The organism is Hominimerdicola aceti, assembly GCF_025567495.1.
GTDB lineage: Bacteria > Bacillota > Clostridia > Oscillospirales > Ruminococcaceae > Hominimerdicola > Hominimerdicola aceti.
The window spans coordinates 377,282-399,789 of record NZ_JAOQJZ010000001.1; the positions used below are offsets into that span (position 1 = coordinate 377,282).

The window sequence follows — 22,508 nt, forward strand, 5'->3', positions numbered from 1 at the left end:
CTTTGCTTGCCCTTTTTTATTGTGCAGATAGCGTATATTAATAGCCTTGTGATATGCAAAATCGTTAAAAGTAACGAAATTCTTACAATATGGTAACGAATAATCTTGAAATAATGTTGAGCGTGTGGTATAATTAAAATGGATAAATTTTTTACAGGAGCTTTGATCTAATGAATACACTTTCAGATGAGGAGTTTGAACAGATCTACGGACGAAAGCCTGTCAGAAGGGTGAAAAAGAAAAAAATATACTGGAACAGAATTATTATTGCATTGATAATACTTATCGGCATTGTGACTGGTCTGGTAAAGCTGACAGCCTTGGTAGTATCAAAGATCAAAGGAGACGACACGCAAAAAACAAACAAGGTATTGAATAATACATCTTCTGTCGCTGTGAAGGAGGACGCTTCTTCTGCTGAGGATAAAAAAGACGAGCCTGCGAAATATTCAAATATGGACTTTACAGTGTGTGTTGACGCAGGTCACGGTGATTATGACGGCGGCACAACTGACGCCTCAGGAAAAAGATATGAAAAAGACGATAACTTAAAGGTCGCACTTGAGGTGCAGAAATATCTTGAAAAATACGGCGTCAATGTGGTGATGATAAGAGATGATGACTCTTTCCTTGAGCTTGACGAAAGATGTGCAAAGGCAAATAACGCCAAGGCTGATATGTATGTTTCACTTCACCGAAACAGCTATGACGGTGATATTTCGGGCGTTGAGGTTTGGGTGAACAATTCTGAGCCTGAATATGACACAAAGCTTGCACAGAATATACTTGATGGTCTTGAAAAGGTAGGTATATCTGAAAATAGAGGAGTACAGTATGGCTACGTTGGCAATTCCGGTGTAAACTACTACATAAATGCCGACACTGTTATGCCAAGCTGTCTTGTGGAGCTTGGATTTATAACCGAGGATATCGACAATAAGCTTTTTGACGAACATCTTACCGAGTATGGACAAGCTATTGCTGATGGTATAGTTCAGACAGCTGTTGATGTTGGTCTTGTTGATGAAAGTGGCAAAAGACTTATGTCTGAGCAGCTTATCTCACCTGAGAAGCCTGTGAACAATAAGGATTCTTCATCTGCGGCTGACGCTATGACAACGCCGATGGAGACGGATTCTTCTGCTGACGTTTATAATACTCAGGAAAACGAGTGGTATTGATAACAAAAAATAAAAGCGAACACAGTTCGTTTCTGCTAATGCAGAGAAACCGTGTTCGCCTTTTTGTTGCTAAAGCTCTTTTCTGATGAGTTTGAATTTCTCAAATTCTTTCGTCAGGTCTGCCAGAACGTTTTCAAGACCCTTTTCAGAGTATTCTTCGTGATATTCTGCCACAAAGTCTGTTACCTCCGTGACGCACTTTGTGCCGTACCATACTCTGACATAAAGCTCTTTTTCATCTCCGAGAACAGGGTCTATGCGGTAGCTGAAATTGGTGTAATTGCTGCCAGACCAGGTGTTTTTTTCTTCAAAATAGTGAAATGTGGGTATATCAAAATAACCATGGAGCATTGCGTATTTTCCTTTCAAAAATCATTCGTTTATGATATTATAGCATATCACTGTTCCTTTTTCAAGCATTTAGTCTGCTTCTTAATTAAATTAACCTAAAAAACGTTTACAATTTTGTTAGGAATGTATATTGGAGAATTGTTCAAAATATGTTATAATTGATAATGGTATGACTATTTCAGCGGTATGCTGTCGCAGAAAGGATAAGATCTATGAGCATTACAATAAAAGATGTTGCCAAGGAAGCCGGTGTTTCAGTGGCGACAGTGTCAAGGGTTCTCAACGGAAGCTGTAACGTATCAGATGAGTCAACAAAAAAAGTCAATGAAACTATTGCAAGGCTCAACTATTCTCCGAATTTTCTGGGAAGAAATCTTAGAAAGTGCGAAACGAATGTTATTCTTGTAATTATGCCGACCTCTGAACATTCTCTTTATTCAAAGATAGTCATGGGTATGCAGGACTATGCAGGACAAGTTGGTTACGATATCATAACTGCAGTTTCCTATTCAACCTCGACCGCTGAAACAAGGCAGATGAATATGCTTTTTAACAGAACTGTTGACGGTGTTATCCTTCTTGGCACTCAGTATGATGCAGATTCACTTAATAAGCTCGCAGAGAATTATAACGTTGCTCTGTGCTGTGAGGGCGTGAAGGGCGCAAATGTGCTTACTGTCGCTGTTGATGATGAACAGGCTGCGTTTGACGCTGTCGCTACTCTTATCAAAAAGGGTCATAAAAGGATAGGCTTTATCGGAACGAACTCTTCGGCTATCTCCTCCACTGCAAGAGAGAACGGCTATATAAGAGCATTAAAAGAATATGGCATAGAGATAAAGAATGAATATATCTATAAAGAGTCCTATGACTATGACTGCGGAGGCAGAGCGTTTGAATATTTCAATGCACTTGCTGAGAAGCCTACGGCGATTTTCGCTGTGTCAGACTTGCTTGCTATCTCAGCAATGCACAAGGCAATAGATATGGGCATTGATGTGGGCAAAGATGTCGCCATAATGGGATTTGACAATATATCCATGTGTGAGTGGATAATCCCTACACTTTCAACGGTTGAACAGCCTTGCTCAAAAATGGGCGAGCTTGTTGTGGCAAAGCTTATTGAGAACATGAATAAGACTACTAAGGATAATCATTATTATACTGTTGACCATAGGATAATTCTAAGAGAGTCCACGGGCGACTAATTACTTTCGTAAAAATAGATAGGGGAGAAATAAGGCAGTTTTTCCGTGAAAACTGCCTATTTTCTGTAAGAAAGGATTTTTTAGGGCATGGAGAAATTTACAAAAATACTTGAAACGATAGATGGCTATGTCTGGGGCATACCGCTTATCGTACTCATTATGGCTGTGGGAATATACCTCACCTTTAGGCTAAGGCTTCTTCAGATATTCCACCTGCCAAAGGCTTTGAAATTTATGTTTCAGAACGAAAATGGTGGCAAAGGCGAGATATCGAGCTTTGCAGCACTATGTACCGCACTTTCCGCAACCATAGGTACGGGAAATATCGTCGGTGTGGCAACAGCCATTGGTGTGCTTTCAGGCGGACCTGGAGCGCTCCTCTGGATGTGGATAGCTGCTCTCCTTGGTATGGCAACAAAATTTTCCGAGGGCTTTCTTGCTATCAAATACCGACGTATGGACGCTGACGGGCACGTTTGCGGCGGACCATTCTATTACATAGAATACGGCATGGGTAAGAAGTGGAAGTGGCTTGCAAAGGTATTTGCGTTCTTTGGCGCTTGCGTTGGTCTTTTTGGTATCGGTACTTTCTCTCAGGTGAATGGTATCTCATCGGCAGTTCAGGCTTTCTTTGATCCTAAAAAGGAACATACAGTGAATATTTTTGGTGCTGACTATACATGGGCTGTTATAATCTCTGGACTTTTGATAACTATTTTTGCCGCACTTGTTATTATCGGAGGCATAAAGAGGATCTCAAGTGTTTCTCAGGTAGTTGTGCCTTTTATGGCGGTCGTTTATATAGTTGCTTGTCTTTCACTTATTGTTATAAACATTCAGAGGCTCCCTCACGCTGTTGCCCTTATTTTTGAACAGGCATTCAGCTTCAAGGCTGTCGCAGGCGGATCTCTTCCTACAATGTTCATTGCTATACAAAAGGGTGTTGCCAGAGGAATTTTCTCAAATGAGTCAGGTCTTGGTTCGGCACCTATCGCAGCCGCAGCCGCTCAGACAAAAGAGCCGGTAAGACAAGGTCTTGTTTCTATGTGTGGCACATTTATCGACACTATCATTGTATGTACTATGACAGGTCTTGCTATCGTAATGATGGGAAGCTACGAGGCTATCAACCCAGTAACAGGCAAGCCTTTTGAGGGCGTTGAGGTCACAAATCACGCTTTCCAGAACGGCTTCTCGTTCCTGCCGTCAATGATACCTGCATTTATTCTTATGGTTTGTCTTGTGTTCTTTGCTTTCACAACTATCCTTGGCTGGAACTATTACGGTGAAAGGTGTATGGAATATCTTTTTAACAGCAACATGAAGGTGGTCATGGTCTACAGATATCTCTATATCCTCGCTGTATTTATCGGACCATATATGACGGTTTCTGCCGTTTGGACGATCGCTGATATCTTCAATGGACTTATGGCACTGCCAAACCTTATAGCGTTGCTTGCTCTCAGCGGTGTTATCAGTAAGGATACAAGGCGTTATGTGGCGAAGTATTCCAGAGCAAAACGAATCAATAAGCTGGTAAGAGCGTAGATATCGTATTTTATATGAAGCGGAAACGGCTGAATGTTGTTTCCGCTTTCTTTATGCTGTAGGCTTAATCACCAAAAAAATGAATGATTATTTGTTGAAATCACCAAAAGTATTTAAAAGAATGTAACAGTGATTGTAACTTTGTTGACAACGATTACATTCGGTGATATAATAGCTATGTAAGAATCAAGGAAACGTTTTCTAATGAAAACGATCTGTTACGGAGGTTATATATAATGAAAAATTCCAAGCGTGTTATTGCCGGTGCAATGGCTCTCTTGTCAGCAGTGAGCGTAGCTTCATGCGGCAGCTCATCAGGCAGCGATTCAAGCAGCTCTTATGTTGATAAGGTAAAGGTAGCAAGCACCGACGATATTGCTACTATCCCTGATGGTTCGGAAAAAGAGTTGGAGTGGCTTTCTTATTTTGACATAAACCCAACTAAGAAAGAGCCGGAAAAGAGAACCGACCTTACTCTTTTTGAGGAAAAGGGCGGTAAGATCAAGTATTCTCAGACATCATCAATGAACAAGTATGATAAGCTCGCAGCAAGACTTATGTCTAACGATCCACCGGATATGTTCTGGTATGAGCAGTCTATGACATTCCCTGCAAACTGTATCAAGGAAATGTTCCAGCCTGTTGATGATATCGTTGATTTCGATAGTGCTATGTGGAGCGATGTCAAGGACGTTGCAGAGCAGTTCACTCTCAACGGCAAACACTTTGTTGCACCTATCAACTTCCTGCCAGGTTCTGTTATCACATATGATAAGTCTATGATAGACGCTGCTGGTCTTGATGATCCATATGAGCTTTATCAGGACGGCAAGTGGGATTGGAACGCATGGTATGACATGATGTCAGAATATGTTGAGGGCGCTGCTGCTGACGAGGAGAGATACGGCATAAACGGTTGGTTCGCACCATTTATCTTCCAGTCAACAGGTAAGACTCTTATCACATATGACGCTGATAAGGACGAGTATGTTTCAAATCTTAACGACGCTGACTTTGTAAGAGCATCTGATATGCTTTATGATATCGCAAAGAATGGTATGTACTATCCTGATTGGGTAGGACAGGCAGGCGACGCATTCAAGAAGAATATCCTCTTCTATGCAATGGGTCCATGGGCTTCTACTGGTACACATTCACCAAAGGACGGCGACAATTGGGGCGTAGTTCCAATGCCAAAGGATCCTAACTCTGATACGCTTTATACAACTATCGACATGAATGCGTATATGTGGGTAAAGGGTTCGACAAAGAATGACGCTATGAAGTGCTGGCTCGAGTGTGCAAAGATAGTTTATACTCAGGATACATATAAGGATATCGAGAAGGAGAAGTTCTTTGTAAACAATCCTAACTGGACAGAAGATATGTATAACGTAGCTTACGTTGACCTTGTTACAGACAAGTTCACTAAGATATTTGATCCTGGTTATGGCATCTCCACAACTCTGTCAGATAATGATGCTGCAACAAATGATACTAAGGAAGCTGTTATTCCTTATCTGTATACTTCAGTTATGAAGACAGATGAGAATGGCTCACAGTATACGTGGACACAGCTCAAAGAGCAGTATAAGGGTACTGTTGATTCAGAACTTAAAACTCTCAACGATCAGTATCACGCATATTTGGAAAAGAATAAGTAATACAACTTGCCATATAAAGACGGACGGAATTTATTTCGCCCGTCTTTTTTTGTTGTAATGTCAGAAAAAATGTGATATAATCATAGAGTACATTAAGATTTAATTAAGAATTATGTTGAGCTGTTTTTAAAGAATGTGGCTTATAATAATAAACGTAAAAGAAAGGATCGTGCCGATATGGAGATAAAGGAGCCTGTAATCCTTGTTGTAGATGATGATAAAGATATAGTGGGAGCTATCGCAAAGCTGCTTGAAATGGAGGGCTATAAGGTAATAAAAGCCTATGACGGTCTTGAGGCTTTGGAAAAGCTCACTGAGAACAGCATACAGCTTATACTCATTGACGTCATGATGCCTAAGCTGGACGGACTTTCTACAATGATGAAAATAAGAGCAACAGAGAATATCCCTATACTTGTGCTTTCCGCTAAATCTGAGGATACAGATAAGGTGCTTGGGCTTTCAATGGGCGCTGACGATTACATAACAAAGCCTTATAACCCTATGGAGCTTGTGGCAAGGGTAAGAAGCAACCTGAGAAGATATATGCAGCTTGGCGCTATCGACACGGCAAACAAAACGGATATTATAGAAATAGGCGGTCTGGAGCTTGACACTAAGGCAAAAAGCTTAAAGGTTGACGGAAAACCTGTCAAGCTCACCGCCACGGAGCTTAAAATTCTTGAGCTTCTTATGAAAAACGCAGGCAGGATATTTTCTGCCGAGGAGATCTATTCAAAGGTATGGAACGAGGACGCATATGCCGTTGAAAATACGGTAATGGTACATATTCGTCACATCAGAGAGAAAATAGAAATAAACCCTAGAGAGCCGAAATACTTGAAGGTGGTGTGGGGAATTGGCTACAAAATCGAGAAAATTTGAGCAGGCAGAATGGTTTAAGATATTCTCAGCTAAAAAGATGAGAATTATAGCATTTGTGCTTGCCTGCGTTATTGCAGGTGGCTTTTGCTTGTCTTTGGTGCTTTATGCTAACAGCCATGCTGACAGCAGCAGTAAGTCTTATCTTAAATCAGAAAGCTATAAGCTGGCTTCCAATGAAATGTATGAGGAACTGTGCGTTACAGCTTCGGCTTATCTCAGATATGTTGATGAGGATCGGAATTACACTCAGTCTAGACACCTGCTCAATGACTATCTTAATTATCTTGATTACAACCGCTATAAATACAAAAAGACAGAAGACGGTATACGGCTTGTAGACAGTCAGTTTGATTACTATGTGGGGATTACTCAAAATGGCGAAACAAGATATCTGTCAAATATAAAAGATATAGAAAATTATGACAGCGAAACGGATAAGATAAAAGCTTTTAAATCGTCGCACAAAAACTATATACTCCGCCGTGATAACGAGGTCATGAGCGACAGAACTTCATCAGGACAGATAGTTGACTACTATTACAATACAGCGGAGTATCAGGATAACGTGACCGAAGAGTTTTATGCCGACAATCTTGTGCCCGTAGGAGGGAGTTATTATGATAACTACGGCAGATATTTTTACAATTACGGCAATTATGATCCAATAGCTTTCTATAATGTAGACTCAAGATATAATGTTATTAAAGGTCTTGATTTGAAAAACGGTCTGAAATATTCCGACAGGCTTGAAGATGAAGAAATTGGTGACGATTATGACACTGATGACGGCAATGAATACTATGACTATGACAACGGCATATATTATTATGAGGACGATTACGGAAACACATGGGCAAAATGTGAAAACCTCTATGACCTGCCTGATTACAAAGCGACAGACAATGATGATTCAGGTATAACGGTATTCTTTGCACCGAAAGCTGAAAAGCTTACGGCAATGGAAAAGGAATACACCGAGGCTTTGAATGATATGTATCGTGCAAAGCTTTTTGTGATCGTTTTTGGCGTTATTGAATTTATGCTTGTGTGCTATCTGCTCCTGATCTGTGCATATAATGCAGAGCCTGAGAGCGTTGAACGCTGGAAGCAAGGCAATTTTCTAAAAAAAGTGCCAACGGAAGTTTACCTTATCCTAATGGTATTGGCTATTACATTTGCTTTTGTATTTGGCACCTGCTGGAATTATTATGTGAGCATTACCAAAAATATTTTTGACAATGCTTTGGCTAATTCCGTTTTCAGAAATATCCTTGCTGTAGCGTTGTTTGCATTGGCATATTTTGCAGGCTTCGGCTCGCTTATGGAGTTTGTTGGCAAGATAAAGACAAGAAGCATATTCAAAGAAAGCCTTATTTGCAGATTATGTAAGTTCCTGTGGCGCAAGTATAAGGAAACATCACTGTATCACTATTTTCATGGACTTCCGCTTGGAGTGAAACTATCCATAAGAACGATAGCCATAGGCGTTATACTGTTTTTGGAATCCGCTTATTATTCCAGTGCAGATGTTGAGCCATTCTTGCTTGTTGTGGCTTTGATACTGATGGTGTTAGATATCCGTGACTTCTCACAGCTTTCAAAGCTCAGCAAACAGATAGACAGCCTTGGAGAAGAAAAGCCTTATGAGGGCAAGATAAGAAAAACTTCGCCTGTGTATGCTGAATCTGAAAAACTCAACTCAGTTCAGGATAAGGTGAGAGAGTCTGTGGAGCAGCAGATACAGTCTGAACGTTTGAAAATAGAGCTTGTGACAAACGTTTCACACGACCTGAAAACGCCGCTGACTTCCATTATCAGCTATATCGACCTGCTTAAGAAAATGGATCTTGACGATGAGGCTTCGAGCTATGTGAAGATACTTGATAAAAAGGCGCAGAAGCTCAAAGGCATTGTGTCTGACGTTTTCAGCATAGCAAAAGCCACAAGCGGCGTTGATGTAAACCTAACAAAGCTTGATTTTGTGATGCTGTTAAATCAGTGCATCGCAGACGCAGAGGACAAGATAGCTGACAGTGGCAAGATAGTAAAGATAAACATAAATGCCGACAGCGCAATGGTAATGGGCGACGGCGACAAGCTTTACAGAGTGTTCCAAAACATTGTTGACAACGCTCTGAATTACTCTATGGACGGCACAAGGATATTCCTTGATGTGTACAAAAAAGCGGACAGAATAGTATTTGCCGAGAAGAACATTTCGGCAACGCCGATAAACTTCACAGAGGAAGAGATACTTGAAAGATTCGTGCGAGGGGATAAGTCGCGAACAGACGGCGGAAGCGGTTTGGGATTATCCATATCAAAGAGCTTCACGGAAGCCTGCGGTGGTATCTTCAATATCGAAATAGACGGAGATATGTTCAAGGCGATAGTCGAAATGCCGATAATTCAGGAGGATACGGTAGAAAAAACCGATGACAAAACGGAATAGTGTAAATAATAAAACGGTGGAGAATGACAAACACTCTCCACCGTTTTTACATATACGCAATTAATATGCGTGAGATAAAATATCTGCGTTATTTTATCCCCTTTACCTTATACCCTGCGTCCGTCACCGCCTTAGAAAGCACCTCGTCAGCCACGTCCTTGTCAAGTGTGATGTAAGCGCACTTGTCCTCAAGGGAAACATCTGCTGTAACGCCGTCTATCGCATTAAGCACCTTCGTTACTGTGCCTGTGCAGTGTGAACACATCATGCCGTCGATCTTCATTACCTTTTTCATTTTTCCGTCCTCCGTTTTAGTATTTATTTCAGCCTTTGCGGCTTTGTTTTCTCTGCCACTTTTAAAAAGATTGAGCCTTAACGCATTGGTCACAACGCAAACTGAGCTTAAACTCATTGCCGCTGCACCGAACATAGGATTGAGCTTCCAGCCAAGCAAGCCGTAGAATACTCCTGCCGCCAGCGGAATACCAAGCGAGTTGTAAATAAGCGCCCAGAAAAGGTTTTCCTTGATGTTCTTCATAACGCTCCTGCTGAGCTTGACAGCCGTAACAGCATCATTCAGATCGCTTTTCATTAGCACGATATCAGCCGACTCGATGGCAATATCCTGTCCTGCACCGATAGCTATTCCAACATCTGCCGTTGTAAGGGCAGGTGCGTCGTTTATTCCGTCGCCTATCATGGCTACCTTTTTGCCCTGCTCCTGCAATTCTTTGATTATCGTAGCCTTGTCCTCAGGCATAAGCTGTGATCTTACCTGTGAAATGCCAAGCTTTTTCTGTATTGCTCTAGCCGTTTTCTCATTGTCCCCTGTGAGCATTACAGTTTCAATGCCTGCCTTTTTAAAGCCCTCTATAGCCTCTGCACTTGTCTCTTTTATCTTGTCTGCAATGAACAGAATGCCTGCAAGCTTGTTGTCAATCGCTGCATAAAGTGGTATCTCACCATTGTCAGCGTGAGCATGAGCCGTCTCCTCAACCATCGATATGTCAACTCCGCTGTTATCCATAAGCCGCTTGTTACCGATAAGAACGTTTCTGCCCTCAACAACAGCCGATATACCACCGCCTGCTGTTTCTTTGTAGCTTTCAGCAGGAGAGAGTTCAATGCCATTTGTTTTGCAGTGGCCTGTAACAGCCTTTGCAAGTGGGTGTGATGAACCGCTTTCTGCCGAGCCACAAAGCTTTTTAAGCTCAGAAACATCAAAATCACCAAACGCTTGCGCTGAAATAAGCTCAGGCTTGCCTTCTGTGCAAGTTCCTGTTTTGTCAAGAACAACAGTGTCAATACTGTGAGCAGTTTCAAGGCTTTCAGCGGATTTTATTAGGATACCGAACTGTGCCGCCTTACCCGTTCCTACCATTATTGCAGTGGGCGTTGCAAGTCCCAATGAGCATGGGCAGGATATAACAAGCACTGATATTGCCATGTTAAGAGCAAATGCGAAGCTATAGCCAAGCAGCAGCCATACTACCAGTGAAATAAGAGCTATCGTTATAACTATAGGCACGAACACAGCGCTTATCTTGTCTGCAAGCCTTGCTACAGGTGCTTTTGAAGCGGAAGCGTCCTCAACGAGTGCGATTATCTGTGAAAGAGTTGAGTCTTTAGCTTGCTTCTCGCATCTTACCTTAGCAAAACCGCCAGCCGATACGCTTGCACTCATAACTCTGTCACCCACTGCCTTGTCTACAGGTATGCTCTCGCCTGTGAGTGCAGATTGGTCAACAGTGCAGTTTCCATCAATAAGAACTCCGTCACATGGCACAGACCAGCCAGCTTTGAGCAGGAATACATCTCCCACCATTACGTTTTCCGCAGGAACTTCCACCTCCTCGCTGTCACGGATAACAACTGCCGTCTTAGGCGCAAGGCTCACAAGCTTGTTCACCGCATTAGCCGTCTTGTCTTTTGAGCGAGCCTCAAGATATTTTCCCACAGTGATAAGTGTGAGTATCATGCCGCATGACTCGTAATATAGATTCATCATATACTCATGTGCCGAGCCAAGGTCGCCCCTGCCCATAAAGTAAGCCATTCTGTAAGTGCCGTAAACACTGTATATGAATGAAGCCGCCGCACCAAGAGCTATAAGGCTGTCCATGTTAGGAGAGCGATGGATAAGATTTTTGAAGCCGTTTGAAAAATAGTGAAAGTTTATTGCAATTATAGGCACTGTGAGCAAAAGCTGAGTGAGTGCGTATATCATCATGTTTTTGTGCCCTGCAAAAATAGGGGGGATAGGTATGTTCGCCATGTGTCCCATGCAAATATAGAACAGCGGTATCAAAAATCCAACCGACCACCATAGGCGTTTCTTCATCTTTTTACTTTCGTCCTGAGCCGCCGCAACAGGTGATGCAGTTTTGTTTTCTTTGTCGTCTATCTCGCTTGCTCCATATCCTGCACTTTCAACAGCATTTATGACCGCCTGAGCGTTAGTTATGCCCTCGTCAAGATCCACCGTCATTTTGTTTGCAAGCAAGTTCACGTTTACGTCCATTACGCCATTTACTTTACTCACGGCCTTTTCCACATGAGCCTGACACGCCGCACAACTCATGCCAGTTACATTGAATTTTAACTTTTTCATAGATATTTGCCTTTCTATTTAAGCTTTTTCATAAGCTCTAATACTTCATCGACAACTTCAGTGTTGCCACTTTGTATCTCCTCTGTCATACAGGTCTTCATATGTTCCTGCAAAATAAGATAGCCGAAGCTTTGCATTGCACTTTCAACCGCTGCAACCTGAATGAGTATATCTCCGCAGTAGCGGTTATCGTCAAGCATTTTGATAATGCCGTTTATTTGTCCCGAAACTCTGCTTAGCCTATTCTTTAGCTGTTTTATTTCCTTATCATCACGGGGAGTGTGCTTGTGCCTGCAAGTATCACAGCAGCCGCATGACAGTTCTTTATCATTTCTGTTGTCCATGTTTTTTTGCCTCCTTACTATATTAAATACCCTTATGGGGTATCTTTTGCTGCATATATATTATATACCCCTTATGGGTATTTGTCAACCATTTTTTTTATATTTTTTTGCATAAAGCAAAAAAATATCCGCCCCCAAAAAAGGAAAGCGGATATCAATTATTCAGTTAGTAGCCGTAATACCCAGTGTCATAGCTGTAGTTGTAAGCATTTTCTTCCTGATACTGCTTGATAGCTTCGTCAATGTTTTTACAACTGCCGTAAACTATATATTGAATGAACGCAGAGTTTGCGGCAAAGTCCGGATTAAGCACGTCCATGCTATAGATGACTTCGTTTGTGAAATAGCCGTCAGCAGGTATTCTAAGCTGCTGGATATCATATTTCATATAGTCAAAAGCATTGAGGAGCAGATTTGCGATCTCACCATCAGTAAGGTCTGTGTTTATCTCAGGAAGGACTTTGTTCAGAAGCTTGTCAAGCTGAACAAGACTGAGCTTCTTGGATTCGGTTATGATCTCTGAGATAACACGTCTTTGACGCTCGGTACGCTCATAGTCGGAATTTCCTACATATCTAAGCCTTGCAAACGCAAGTGCCTGATTTCCGTTAAGATGAAGCTTTACCTTATCCTCATCATTCTTGCCTGCAAATATGTCGTCGCTTATATAGTCAGTGCCTTTCTTATTTTTAAGGTATTTGTTCTGTTCAGCCATCGGCTTCTTCATGCCCTCGGCTTCAGCCTTTGACACTTCCATGTCGATACCACCTACAGTCTCAACTATATCTATAAACGAGTAGAAATTCACTCTTGCGTATCTGTCTATCTGGATACCGAAATAATCCTCAATACACTGTTCAAGATACTCACAGCCACCGTGCCAGTAAGCGCTGTTGAGCCTGTTGCCCTCGTCAAACTGCGCCATGTAAATGTACATATCACGCATAAGGGAGGTCATTGTAATAGTCTTGTTCTTGGTGTTTATGGAAATTATCATCATAACATCAGTATTTCCACGGCTCTCCTCTTCTGTATCACGGATATCCTCGCCAATGAGCAGAATGTTCGTTACATCCTCGCTGGATATCTTGGAGGACTGCTTTTGTAGCTGAGCCTTAAGCTCGTCCTCTTTTTCCTTTGCGTCAAATGTATCCGCCTCACTTGTAAGCTCGCTGGAATTTATAGGCGCTTTGCCTGAATTTATCTTGGTGTCTTTAGTTCTGTCAAGCATTCCTGTGTAGTGGAAAAACAGACCTACGATAATGGCAATTATAATAATGAATACTACAAATATTATTCCAAGAGCAATGCCCGTCTTTTTCTTCTTGCTCCAGCCTTTTTTCTTATTTGGCGTCTTATCCTGCTTTGGATCAGACTCATGTATCGGATCAGCTTTCTGCTGTTCCTTTGAGGGGATAGGTATGACCCCCGTAGGTCCGTTTGAGTTTGAAGCATCAAGTATCTTTCTATTTTCTATTGCATTGGATATTAGCGACTGTAAATCCTTATCTCCCTGAGTGTTGGAGGTGTTCTTGTTGTCGTTGTCCATAAAATAAACCTCGTTTCCGATTAAAGTCAGCAAGCCGGAAGTCTATAGCTCGTTTAAGCATAATACAATAATAGTATATACTATTTTACCTCAAATTACAACATAAATTTCGTACGAATTTGACTTTAAAATTACATCAATTTTTATAAAATCAAATAAAACCGCTTTAATTTATAACAATTTTACAAGAGATTATTGCAGCTATTTGATAATTTATAAAAAATTCAGAGAAAAATAGAAAAAACACTTGCCTTTTGTATAAAAATTTGTTATGATATTAGTAAGAGCGAAAAGGTGAGTTGTGTCCACATGATCTCACCTGATTTTTTTGTGTTTTATTTTTGATATATGGAGGAGAAATGATATGCCTACAAAATATGTCTTTGTAACAGGCGGTGTAGTATCAGGTCTTGGAAAGGGCATAACCGCTGCGTCACTGGGAAGATTGTTAAAAGCAAGGGGCTACAGCGTTACCATTCAGAAATTTGACCCGTATATAAATGTCGATCCAGGCACAATGTCACCTTATCAGCATGGTGAGGTTTTCGTAACTGACGATGGTGCGGAAACTGACCTTGATCTTGGTCACTATGAGAGATTTATCGACGAAAATCTTTCTATCAATTCAAATGTTACCACAGGTAAGATATACTGGACAGTTCTTAATAAGGAGAGAAGAGGAGATTATCTTGGCGGCACAGTTCAGGTCGTTCCTCATATCACCAATGAGATAAAGGATCGTCTTTACAGAGTAGGCAAATCAACTGACACAGATATAGTTATCACAGAGATCGGCGGAACAGTTGGCGATATCGAGTCCACACCATTTCTCGAGGCTATCAGACAGGCTTCTATCGAGCTTGGAAGAGAAAATTCTGTATTTATACATGTGTGCCTGCTGCCTTATATCTCGGGCTCAAAGGAGCTTAAATCAAAGCCTACACAGCATTCCGTAAAGGAACTGCTTTCTATCGGTATCCAGCCTAATATCCTTGTTCTTCGTTCTGAAATGGAGATACCTGAGGATATGAAGCAGAAGATAGGTCTTTTCTGCAACGTAAGAGCAGAGGACGTTATACAGAATCTTACAGCACCATCGCTTTATGAAGTGCCTCTCTGGCTTGAAAAAGAGGGCCTTGCAGATGTTGTTTGTCATCATCTTAAGCTTGAGTGCAGACAGCCAGACCTTAAAGAGTGGCAGGAAATGATAGGCAGAGTTCATAGCTGTAACAAGAAAGTAACTATCGGTCTTGTTGGCAAGTATGTTGAGCTTGAGGACGCTTATCTTTCCGTAGCAGAAGCTCTCCGTCACGGCGGTTTTGAGAACAGCGCAGAAGTTGATATCAAGTGGATACAGTCTGAAAATCTCAATGAGAACACTGTAGCTGAAATGCTCCACGGCTGCGACGGTATAATCGTACCGGGCGGCTTTGGTGACAGAGGAATCGAGGGCATGATCGAAGCTATCAAATATGCAAGAGAACATAAGATACCAATGTTCGGTATCTGCCTCGGTATGCAGATGTCTGTTGTTGAGTTTGCAAGACACGTTGCAGGACTGGAAGGGGCAAATTCTTCCGAGTTTGGTGACACTCCATATCCTGTTATAGATATAATGGATTCACAGAAGGATATCACAGAAAAGGGCGGCACGATGCGACTTGGCCTTTATCCATGCAAGCTTGCAGACAATTCAAGATGTGCTGAGATCTATTCAGCACCACAGAATCTTATCCGTGAGCGTCATCGTCACCGTTGGGAGTTCAATAATGAATACAGAAAGCTTCTTGAAGATAAGGGTCTTATGCTTGCAGGCCTTTCACCTGACGAAAAGCTTGTTGAAATAGTAGAGCTTCCAAAGAATGTACACCCATGGTTCGTTGGTGTTCAGTTCCACCCAGAGTTCAAGTCAAGACCAAACAGAGCGCATCCTCTGTTCAGAGATTTCATCAGAGCTTCTATTGAGTATTCTGAGTTTGGCGAGAAAATATAATAACATATAGTTTTTATCAAGGACAGATGATTTTTTCATCTGTTCTTTTTTTGTGCAAAAATGCAAAACGTGCAGGGAAAATGGCATAAATATGTATGATTTGAATAAAAGTCATTGACCTTTTATGTGATGTATGATATAATCGTATTAAGTGGAGTAAAAGCTGACAGGTGGTGAGGGTTTGTTAAAAGATCTTGAGAAACCAATAGAGTATCTAAAAGGCGTTGGGGAAAAGCGTGCCGAATGTTATGAGAAATTAGGCGTAAAGACAGTATATGACCTGCTTTGTCATTATCCGAGAAGCTATATCGACTATACCTCCCCCGTGCCCATAGCCGACGCACCAACTAACGAGCCTTGCATAGTAAAGGGCAGAGTAGTTAAAAAGCTCCCTGAAGCCCGTATTAGAAAAGGTCTGTCAGTGTACAAAGTCATTTTTACCGACGACGTCACCGACCTTGTAATAGTTATCTATAACAGCGAGTATATGTATAAACAGCTTGAAGTGGATAAAGAGTATTACCTCTGCGGCAGGATAACAGGAAACCTTGTGCGAAAAGAGATAAATTCTCCTGTGATACTTTCTGCCGATACGGAAGATAAAGTCCAGCCTGTCTATCACCTCACAGAGGGTCTAAGTCAGCAAATGCTCAGAAAAACAGTAAGGCTCGCACTGAATGTTTTTAATAAGAATATCTATGAGCCGCTGCCAAAAAGCATAATGCAAAGGTATAATTTCTGTTCTCTTGAATATGCTTTGGAGAATATACATTTTCCAAAAGATATGCACACCTGCGAGCTTGCGAAAAATCGCCTTGTCTTTGACGAGCTTCTTGTTTTGCAGCTTGGTATGCAGCTTATGAAAAGCCGAAGCCGTGAAAAAAGCGGCTTTGTGCTGAAAACGCAGGATATGGACAGCTTTTATAACGCTCTGCCTTTTATCCTTACCAACAGCCAGCAAACCGCCATAGAGGATTGCATCAGAGATATGCAGAAAGAACAGCCTATGAACAGACTCGTTCAGGGCGACGTTGGCTCGGGTAAGACCGCAGTTGCGGCAGGAGCGGCATATTTTGTGTATGAAAATGGCTGTCAGAGCGCACTTATGGCACCTACTGAGATTCTTGCAGAACAGCATTATGAAACCTTGAAAGGCTTCCTTGAACCGCTTGGCGTAAAGGTGGCACTGCTCACAGGCTCTATGACCGCAAAACAGAAAAAGCTTGTGAAAGAGGGGCTTGAAAACGGTGAATACGCCGTTGCAGTGGGAACACACGCTCTTGTTCAGCAGACAACGAAGTTCAAAAAGCTTGCCCTTGTCATAACAGACGAGCAGCACCGTTTCGGCGTTGAACAGCGTGCAGCACTTGCTTCAAAGGGTGAAAATCCCCATAAGCTTGTTATGTCAGCCACGCCTATCCCTAGAACTCTTGCCCTTATGATATACGGCGACCTTGATATTTCTGTACTGAAAGAGCTTCCTAAGGGCAGACAGCCCGTTGAAACATATGCCGTTACAGGAAAGCTTCGCGAGCGTGCTTTTAACTATGTGAAAAAATATCTTGACGAGGGCAGACAGGGTTATATAGTCTGTCCAATGATAGATGAAAGTGATATGGACTTGCAGGACGTTAAGACCTATGCTAAAAAGCTTTCTCAGGGTACGTTTAAAGATTACACTGTGGGACTTCTTCACGGCAGAATGAGCGGTGCTCAGAAAGAACAGGTCATGAACGACTTTAAGGAGCATAAAATAGACCTGCTCGTTTCCACAACAGTTGTGGAGGTAGGAGTTGACGTGCCTAATGCGGCAATAATGGTAATAGAAAATGCTGACAGATTTGGTCTTTCCCAGCTTCACCAGCTTCGTGGTCGTGTGGGAAGAGGTAAATATAAATCAAGTTGTATCCTCATTACAGACAACGTGAATGAGGAAAGCGTGAAAAGGCTTAAAATTTTGGGCAAGACTAACGACGGCTTTAAGATATCTGAGGAAGATCTTAAACTCAGAGGTCCCGGTGACTTTTTTGGAAGCAGACAGCATGGCCTTCCTGCATTGAAGATTGCGGATATGTCACAGGATATGGATATACTAAGAAAAGCACAGGAAGCCGCACAGCTTATCAGAAACGCAGACCCTAAACTTGAGCGTACAGAAAATATATATCTAAGAGAGCTTGTGGATAAACTCTTTGACAAAACTATGTCAGATAATTGAAAGATGTAAAGTTTGAAAACTTTATCGTGTAAGATGAGATGTAAAGCATAAAGACTTTATAAGCAAAAGAATAAAGCGGAGGTAATTATGGAGGCAATAAAATTTTTAAAGTACATTCTGTCGAGAATTGGGATAATGATCGTTCTTACGCTGTTTTCAGCCTTTGCAGGCATTGTGCTGATACCGGCTCTGGTTACGGTCTTTCCGTCAAGCACATCTGCTTTCAAAAGCTTTATGACAAATAGTAATGTAGACTCATTTATAGGCTTTGCGGTCATGCTTATATTTTTCCTAAGACTTTTTTATGACGACGGCAAACGCCATGCCGCATATGAAAATTGGAGCTGGGTCAATATTACAATAGTGTATCTTCTTATGCTTCTAGTGTATTTTATCCCTGCAATATTCAGGGATTCATTCAGTCAGGAGGGCAAGGGAGATATCTTCTATAAGGTGCTTTATTATCCGTGTATATGGCTGAATGAAGGCGTGGGCATGAACTACCTTGTAAGCGTGATCCTCGGCATAGGACTTCTTCTTGCAGCGGCCTATTGTTTCTATCTGATAGCCTATAAAGTGTATGTTCATAAGCATCCTGTCATTCTCAAAAGTATGAAATCTTTTAGTGCGGGCAAGACAGATAATAAAGTATAAATTGTATTATTTGAACATAAATAAGAGTATTTACTATCAGAAATCTGTATGAACTCGCTTTAAATGTTAAATACTATTTAAAATGTTAGTTTAATTATTCTATTTGTACAAATTCGATAAATTTGTGAAGATTATTTTGTAAATAAATTAACGCTTAAAAAGCACTCAATCACTTGCGAAAAGATGAAAATAATGTTATAATTATAAAAATGCGTTTTGTGTATTTTTAAAGTTTTTTGTTATGAATGCACAAAATGTATAAATAAGTGGAGGTGTATCTACATATTATGAAGAAATTTTCCTATGTTGCTAAGGATACCTCGGGAAAAACCATAAAGGGTATCTATGAGGCTGAGGATGCACAGGAAGTACTGGACAAGATCCACGAACAAGGTCTTTTCTGTATAAGTTATACAGAAGCATTGGGCGGTGCAGGCAAACAATCTGTGCACAAGTTCAATACTAAGGAACTTGCTTTCTGCTGCCGTCAGCTTGCGGCAATGATGACATCGGGTCTTACCATTGTTAAAGCGCTCGACATTCTCTATAAGGAAGAGGAGAATAAGGGTGCAAAGGATGTTTGGAGAAGCGTTTATGACGATGTTCAGAAAGGTCAGAGCTTTACCGAGGCCCTCGATACAAGAAGAGGAAGCTTTCCGGACTTTTTCATCTCAATGGTAGACGCAGGTGAGACCTCAGGTACGCTCGATATGACAATGCAGCGTCTGAGCGATTACTATGCAAACTCAAACAAGTTGAACAATAAGGTAAAGAGTGCGATGACCTATCCTATCATACTTGGCGTTCTTTGTATCGTCATGGTAATCGGTATGTTTACGTTCATCATGCCTATATTCGCAGGTCTTATGCCAGAGGATCAGATGCCTGCACTTTCTAAGGCTCTCTTCTCATTCAGTGACTTTTTCAAGGCAAAATGGTATATCATTCTTATCGTGGTCGTTGTTTTGATATTCGGTTGGATATACGCCTTGAAAGTACCGTCAGTCAGACTTAAATTTGACTACATAAAGATAAAGATGCCTGCCGCCGGAAAGCTTATGGTAAAGATCTACGAGGGTCGTTTCGCAAGAACTCTTTCATCACTTTATTCAAGCGGTATCCCAATGGTAGAGTGTCTTGAACGTTCGTCAAGAATACTTGGAAATGCTTATGTTGATAAGATGTTCATTCAGGTAGTTGATGAAGTTAAGCAGGGCGCACCGCTTTCAGCGTCACTTGCAAAAACAGAGATATTTGAAGGAATGTTTACTTCCATCATCTATGTCGGTGAGGAATCAGGTGCTCTCGATGAGATCCTTGAGAAAACTGCTGACTACTATGAGGAAGAAGCAGACGCAGCCGTTACAAGACTTGTAGGACTTATGGAACCATTGCTCATCGTGTTCATGGGTGTTGCGATCGGTCTTTGCCTTGCGGGTATCTTCCCACTGCTCTACGGTTCATTGTCAGGTCTGGAAAACTAAGGGTCTGCATTTTATGTTCGTTAATTTTAAATATCTCCTCTCCTTTAAAATGGAGAGGGAAGATATTTGTTTTGAAAAATAATTTAAGAGGTGAAGGAATAAATGCTATCATTTGATATTTCTGATAGACAAATCAACATTGTTAAAGGTGATAACTCCTCTAACAAGATAAGGATCGAGAGATCTTTGCAGGTGGACATTCCTGAGGATATGATCCTTAATGGTGAGGTCATCAACCTTTCAGGTCTGTCTGAGTTACTGCTCACTCAGATCAAGGCTGAGGATATGATGGATAAGGACGCTATCGTTACTTTTTCATCGAGCAACATCGTATTCAAGGAGCTTGTAGTTCCAAAGGCAAAGGGTAATGAGTTCCTGCTTATGGTACAGAACCATATGAGCCAGGAAATGGGTATCACAGATGAGTATTCTATCTCATATACAGTAGTAGGTGAAGCAGGCGAGGATAATCCTGGTGCAGTGAAGGTACTTGCAACAGCTTGCCCTAGTACGATAGTTGAAAGCTACAGAAAGCTTTATAACATTATGGGCATGAATCTCAGATCTGTTAACATCGGATGTAACTCTATCGCAAGAATCGTTCTTGCTGACAAGTCCAACATGGAGAAAATGCCACTGTTGGTTTGCCAGATCGATAAGAACTTCCTTGGTCTTACACTTTTTGAGAATGGACAGATGGCATTCGCCAGATACGTTCCTATCTCAGAAGAAGATTATGATTCTGACGATTATATCACTGAAGCTCTTAACGAGAACATCTTCAGAATGGAGCAGTTCAATAAGGCAAGAGGCGGTTCAGGACTTGAAAATGTTATTCTCTATGGCTTTATCGAGGACTACATCAAACTCGTTGACGCTCTTGACGGTCTTGATATAAAGGCTTCCGTTCTCGGTGTGCCTGCTCAGATCACAGGTTTCGAGAACTTCGAGTTTACAGTATTCGCTAATGCTATCGGTGCTCTCTATAAGAGAAACAAGGCAACAGAGAAGATCAACCTCCTCGAAGTCGATCAGTCCACAGGTAAGGGCGGCAACAGCGGAATGGGTTCGCTGCTCATGACAGGCGGTATCTTCGCTGCGGCAGCCGCAGTGCTTATCGCAGGTGCAACACTTGTTATTAATCTCAGGAAGAGTTCTATCGAGAAAGATATAGACAAGACTAATGATAAGATAGCTGTTTGCAATGAGAAGATCGCCCAGAACCAGATACTTCACAATAAGATGAAGATCATGCAGGATTATTCAAACTATGTTACATCAGCAAATGCAGCTCTTGAAACACTTCCGGTCGTGTCAAGTGAGATGTTTGACGACATCAAGGAAGCCCTTGGTTCTTTCAAGTATGAAGGCTTTACATATAACCTTGAAGCTGGTACAGTAACACTTACTAAGGTTGAGCTTGATGATCAGTCAGATGTAAAAACAGCAATCGATGCCCTTGTAGGTACAGGACTCTTCCAGGAAGATGTAGGATACAACGGATATTCGATCGGTGAAGAAGGCAGCTCAGGCGTAACGCTTGATTCGCTGACACTTTATCTTAAAGAAGAGGGCGAGGGTGAATAATTATGAAGTTGAATTATCGTGATAAAATGATTTTGATAGTAGTATTCGTACTACTTATAATTGTTGCAGGTTTTATGCTTTTTATTAAGCCTGCCATTGATGAGTGTAGTCAGGCAAGCAGTGATCTGGAGTCAGCAAAGGTACAGCTCAGCGAGCTTGAAGATCAGGTAGACAAGGATAAGAACCTTGCCGCTGAGATTCAGACACTTTATACAAGCACCTCACAGGTCGCAGCTAACTTCTATGATTATCAGGTAGCATACAAGGCTACTGATAAGGTTCGTGAGCTTTTTAATGTTGATGATGTAAAGATCAAAAACTCCAATATGACTATTTCATCATACGGCAGCACAGTTCTTTCGCCTTTTGCTTATGAGTCAACAGCAACAGCTACTGATTTTGACACTAAGGTAGATGAATACAATAATGCAAGCAAAACTGATTCATCAGCTGCAGACGCAAACACAGACGCAAACACAGATGCAAATGCAGCTGATACCAATGAAACAGCTGCACAGACAATAGGTTACTATAGCCTTAACATTCAGTTCAAAAGCTCGCTTTCAGGTTTCAAGAATTTTGCTGACAACCTGACGACAAACAACGAAAAGAGCATGGTAATCGAGAATGTTAACATTGAAAATGTCAATGAGAGCGAGATCTCAGGCTCTATGACACTGAATATGTACGTTCTGAAGAAGCTTGCTGATCCTTCTGCCAGCTAAGAGAAAACTATTTGGTAGGATAAGGAATATTTCTTATCCTGCCAATTAGTGCTA

The 22,508-nt window shown here is 41.4% G+C and carries 16 protein-coding genes; 12 read left to right on the forward strand and 4 right to left on the reverse strand.

Annotation, left to right across the window (positions count from 1 at the left end):
* The first annotated feature begins 170 nt into the window (after nt 1-170).
* On the forward strand, nt 171-1,181 hold the full coding sequence (locus tag OCV57_RS01915; RefSeq protein ID WP_022286783.1) for an N-acetylmuramoyl-L-alanine amidase family protein: 1,011 nt from the start codon (nt 171-173) through the stop codon (nt 1,179-1,181).
* Nucleotides 1,182-1,250: 69 nt separating this feature from the next.
* Here the strand turns inward: OCV57_RS01915 and OCV57_RS01920 are convergent, their stop codons facing one another.
* Nucleotides 1,251-1,550 (reverse strand): hypothetical protein, encoded by a 300-nt coding sequence (locus OCV57_RS01920; protein WP_242989570.1) that lies wholly within the window; start codon nt 1,548-1,550, stop codon nt 1,251-1,253.
* Nucleotides 1,551-1,744: 194 nt separating this feature from the next.
* Between OCV57_RS01920 and OCV57_RS01925 the strand changes: the two genes are divergently transcribed.
* From OCV57_RS01925 to OCV57_RS01945, 5 genes are all read left to right on the forward strand, one after another.
* The gene (locus tag OCV57_RS01925; protein ID WP_267300312.1) at nt 1,745-2,740 is read left to right on the forward strand and encodes a LacI family DNA-binding transcriptional regulator; all 996 of its coding nucleotides are present in this window, start codon (nt 1,745-1,747) and stop codon (nt 2,738-2,740) included.
* Nucleotides 2,741-2,827: 87 nt separating this feature from the next.
* Nucleotides 2,828-4,288: an alanine/glycine:cation symporter family protein gene (locus tag OCV57_RS01930; protein WP_267300313.1), complete on the forward strand. Its 1,461-nt coding sequence runs from the start codon at nt 2,828-2,830 to the stop codon at nt 4,286-4,288.
* Nucleotides 4,289-4,524: 236 nt separating this feature from the next.
* Nucleotides 4,525-5,952: an ABC transporter substrate-binding protein gene (locus OCV57_RS01935; protein ID WP_267300314.1), complete on the forward strand. Its 1,428-nt coding sequence runs from the start codon at nt 4,525-4,527 to the stop codon at nt 5,950-5,952.
* 177 nt (nt 5,953-6,129) lie between these two features.
* Nucleotides 6,130-6,837, forward strand: coding sequence for a response regulator transcription factor (locus OCV57_RS01940; RefSeq protein ID WP_267300315.1), 708 nt, complete (start codon nt 6,130-6,132; stop codon nt 6,835-6,837).
* Nucleotides 6,812-9,289, forward strand: coding sequence for a sensor histidine kinase (locus OCV57_RS01945; protein ID WP_267300316.1), 2,478 nt, complete (start codon nt 6,812-6,814; stop codon nt 9,287-9,289). The genes OCV57_RS01940 and OCV57_RS01945 overlap by 26 nt, the downstream gene beginning before the upstream one ends.
* 88 nt (nt 9,290-9,377) lie before the next feature.
* Here OCV57_RS01945 and OCV57_RS01950 read toward each other — a convergent pair whose 3' ends face one another.
* The 3 genes from OCV57_RS01950 to OCV57_RS01960 form a co-directional block, all read right to left on the reverse strand.
* Nucleotides 9,378-11,900: a heavy metal translocating P-type ATPase gene (locus OCV57_RS01950; protein WP_267300317.1), complete on the reverse strand. Its 2,523-nt coding sequence runs from the start codon at nt 11,898-11,900 to the stop codon at nt 9,378-9,380.
* Between the two features lie 14 nt (nt 11,901-11,914).
* Complete coding sequence (locus OCV57_RS01955) at nt 11,915-12,244, reverse strand: metal-sensing transcriptional repressor (RefSeq protein WP_022286791.1); 330 nt, start codon at nt 12,242-12,244, stop codon at nt 11,915-11,917.
* Nucleotides 12,245-12,410: 166 nt separating this feature from the next.
* Nucleotides 12,411-13,793, reverse strand: a complete 1,383-nt coding sequence (locus OCV57_RS01960; protein ID WP_046441454.1) for an LCP family protein — start codon at nt 13,791-13,793, stop codon at nt 12,411-12,413.
* Between the two features lie 364 nt (nt 13,794-14,157).
* On the opposite strand from OCV57_RS01960, the gene OCV57_RS01965 reads away from it, so the two are divergent.
* From OCV57_RS01965 to OCV57_RS01990, 6 genes are all read left to right on the forward strand, one after another.
* Entirely contained in the window at nt 14,158-15,786 is a 1,629-nt protein-coding gene (locus tag OCV57_RS01965; RefSeq protein WP_022286793.1) for a CTP synthase, read from the forward strand.
* A 181-nt stretch (nt 15,787-15,967) separates the two neighbouring features.
* Nucleotides 15,968-18,004 carry an ATP-dependent DNA helicase RecG gene (recG, locus tag OCV57_RS01970; protein ID WP_195220279.1) on the forward strand — a complete coding sequence of 679 codons (2,037 nt, stop codon included), beginning with the start codon at nt 15,968-15,970 and terminating at the stop codon, nt 18,002-18,004.
* A gap of 87 nt (nt 18,005-18,091) precedes the next feature.
* The gene (locus tag OCV57_RS01975; protein WP_022286795.1) at nt 18,092-18,658 is read left to right on the forward strand and encodes a hypothetical protein; all 567 of its coding nucleotides are present in this window, start codon (nt 18,092-18,094) and stop codon (nt 18,656-18,658) included.
* Nucleotides 18,659-18,945: 287 nt separating this feature from the next.
* Entirely contained in the window at nt 18,946-20,142 is a 1,197-nt protein-coding gene (locus tag OCV57_RS01980) for a type II secretion system F family protein (RefSeq protein ID WP_046441446.1), read from the forward strand.
* 102 nt (nt 20,143-20,244) lie between these two features.
* A complete protein-coding gene (gene pilM, locus OCV57_RS01985; protein ID WP_267300318.1) occupies nt 20,245-21,729 on the forward strand; it encodes a pilus assembly protein PilM in 1,485 nt (494 codons plus the stop codon).
* Between the two features lie 2 nt (nt 21,730-21,731).
* Nucleotides 21,732-22,454, forward strand: a complete 723-nt coding sequence (locus tag OCV57_RS01990; RefSeq protein ID WP_267300319.1) for a type II secretion system protein M — start codon at nt 21,732-21,734, stop codon at nt 22,452-22,454.
* Nucleotides 22,455-22,508: the final 54 nt, after the last annotated feature.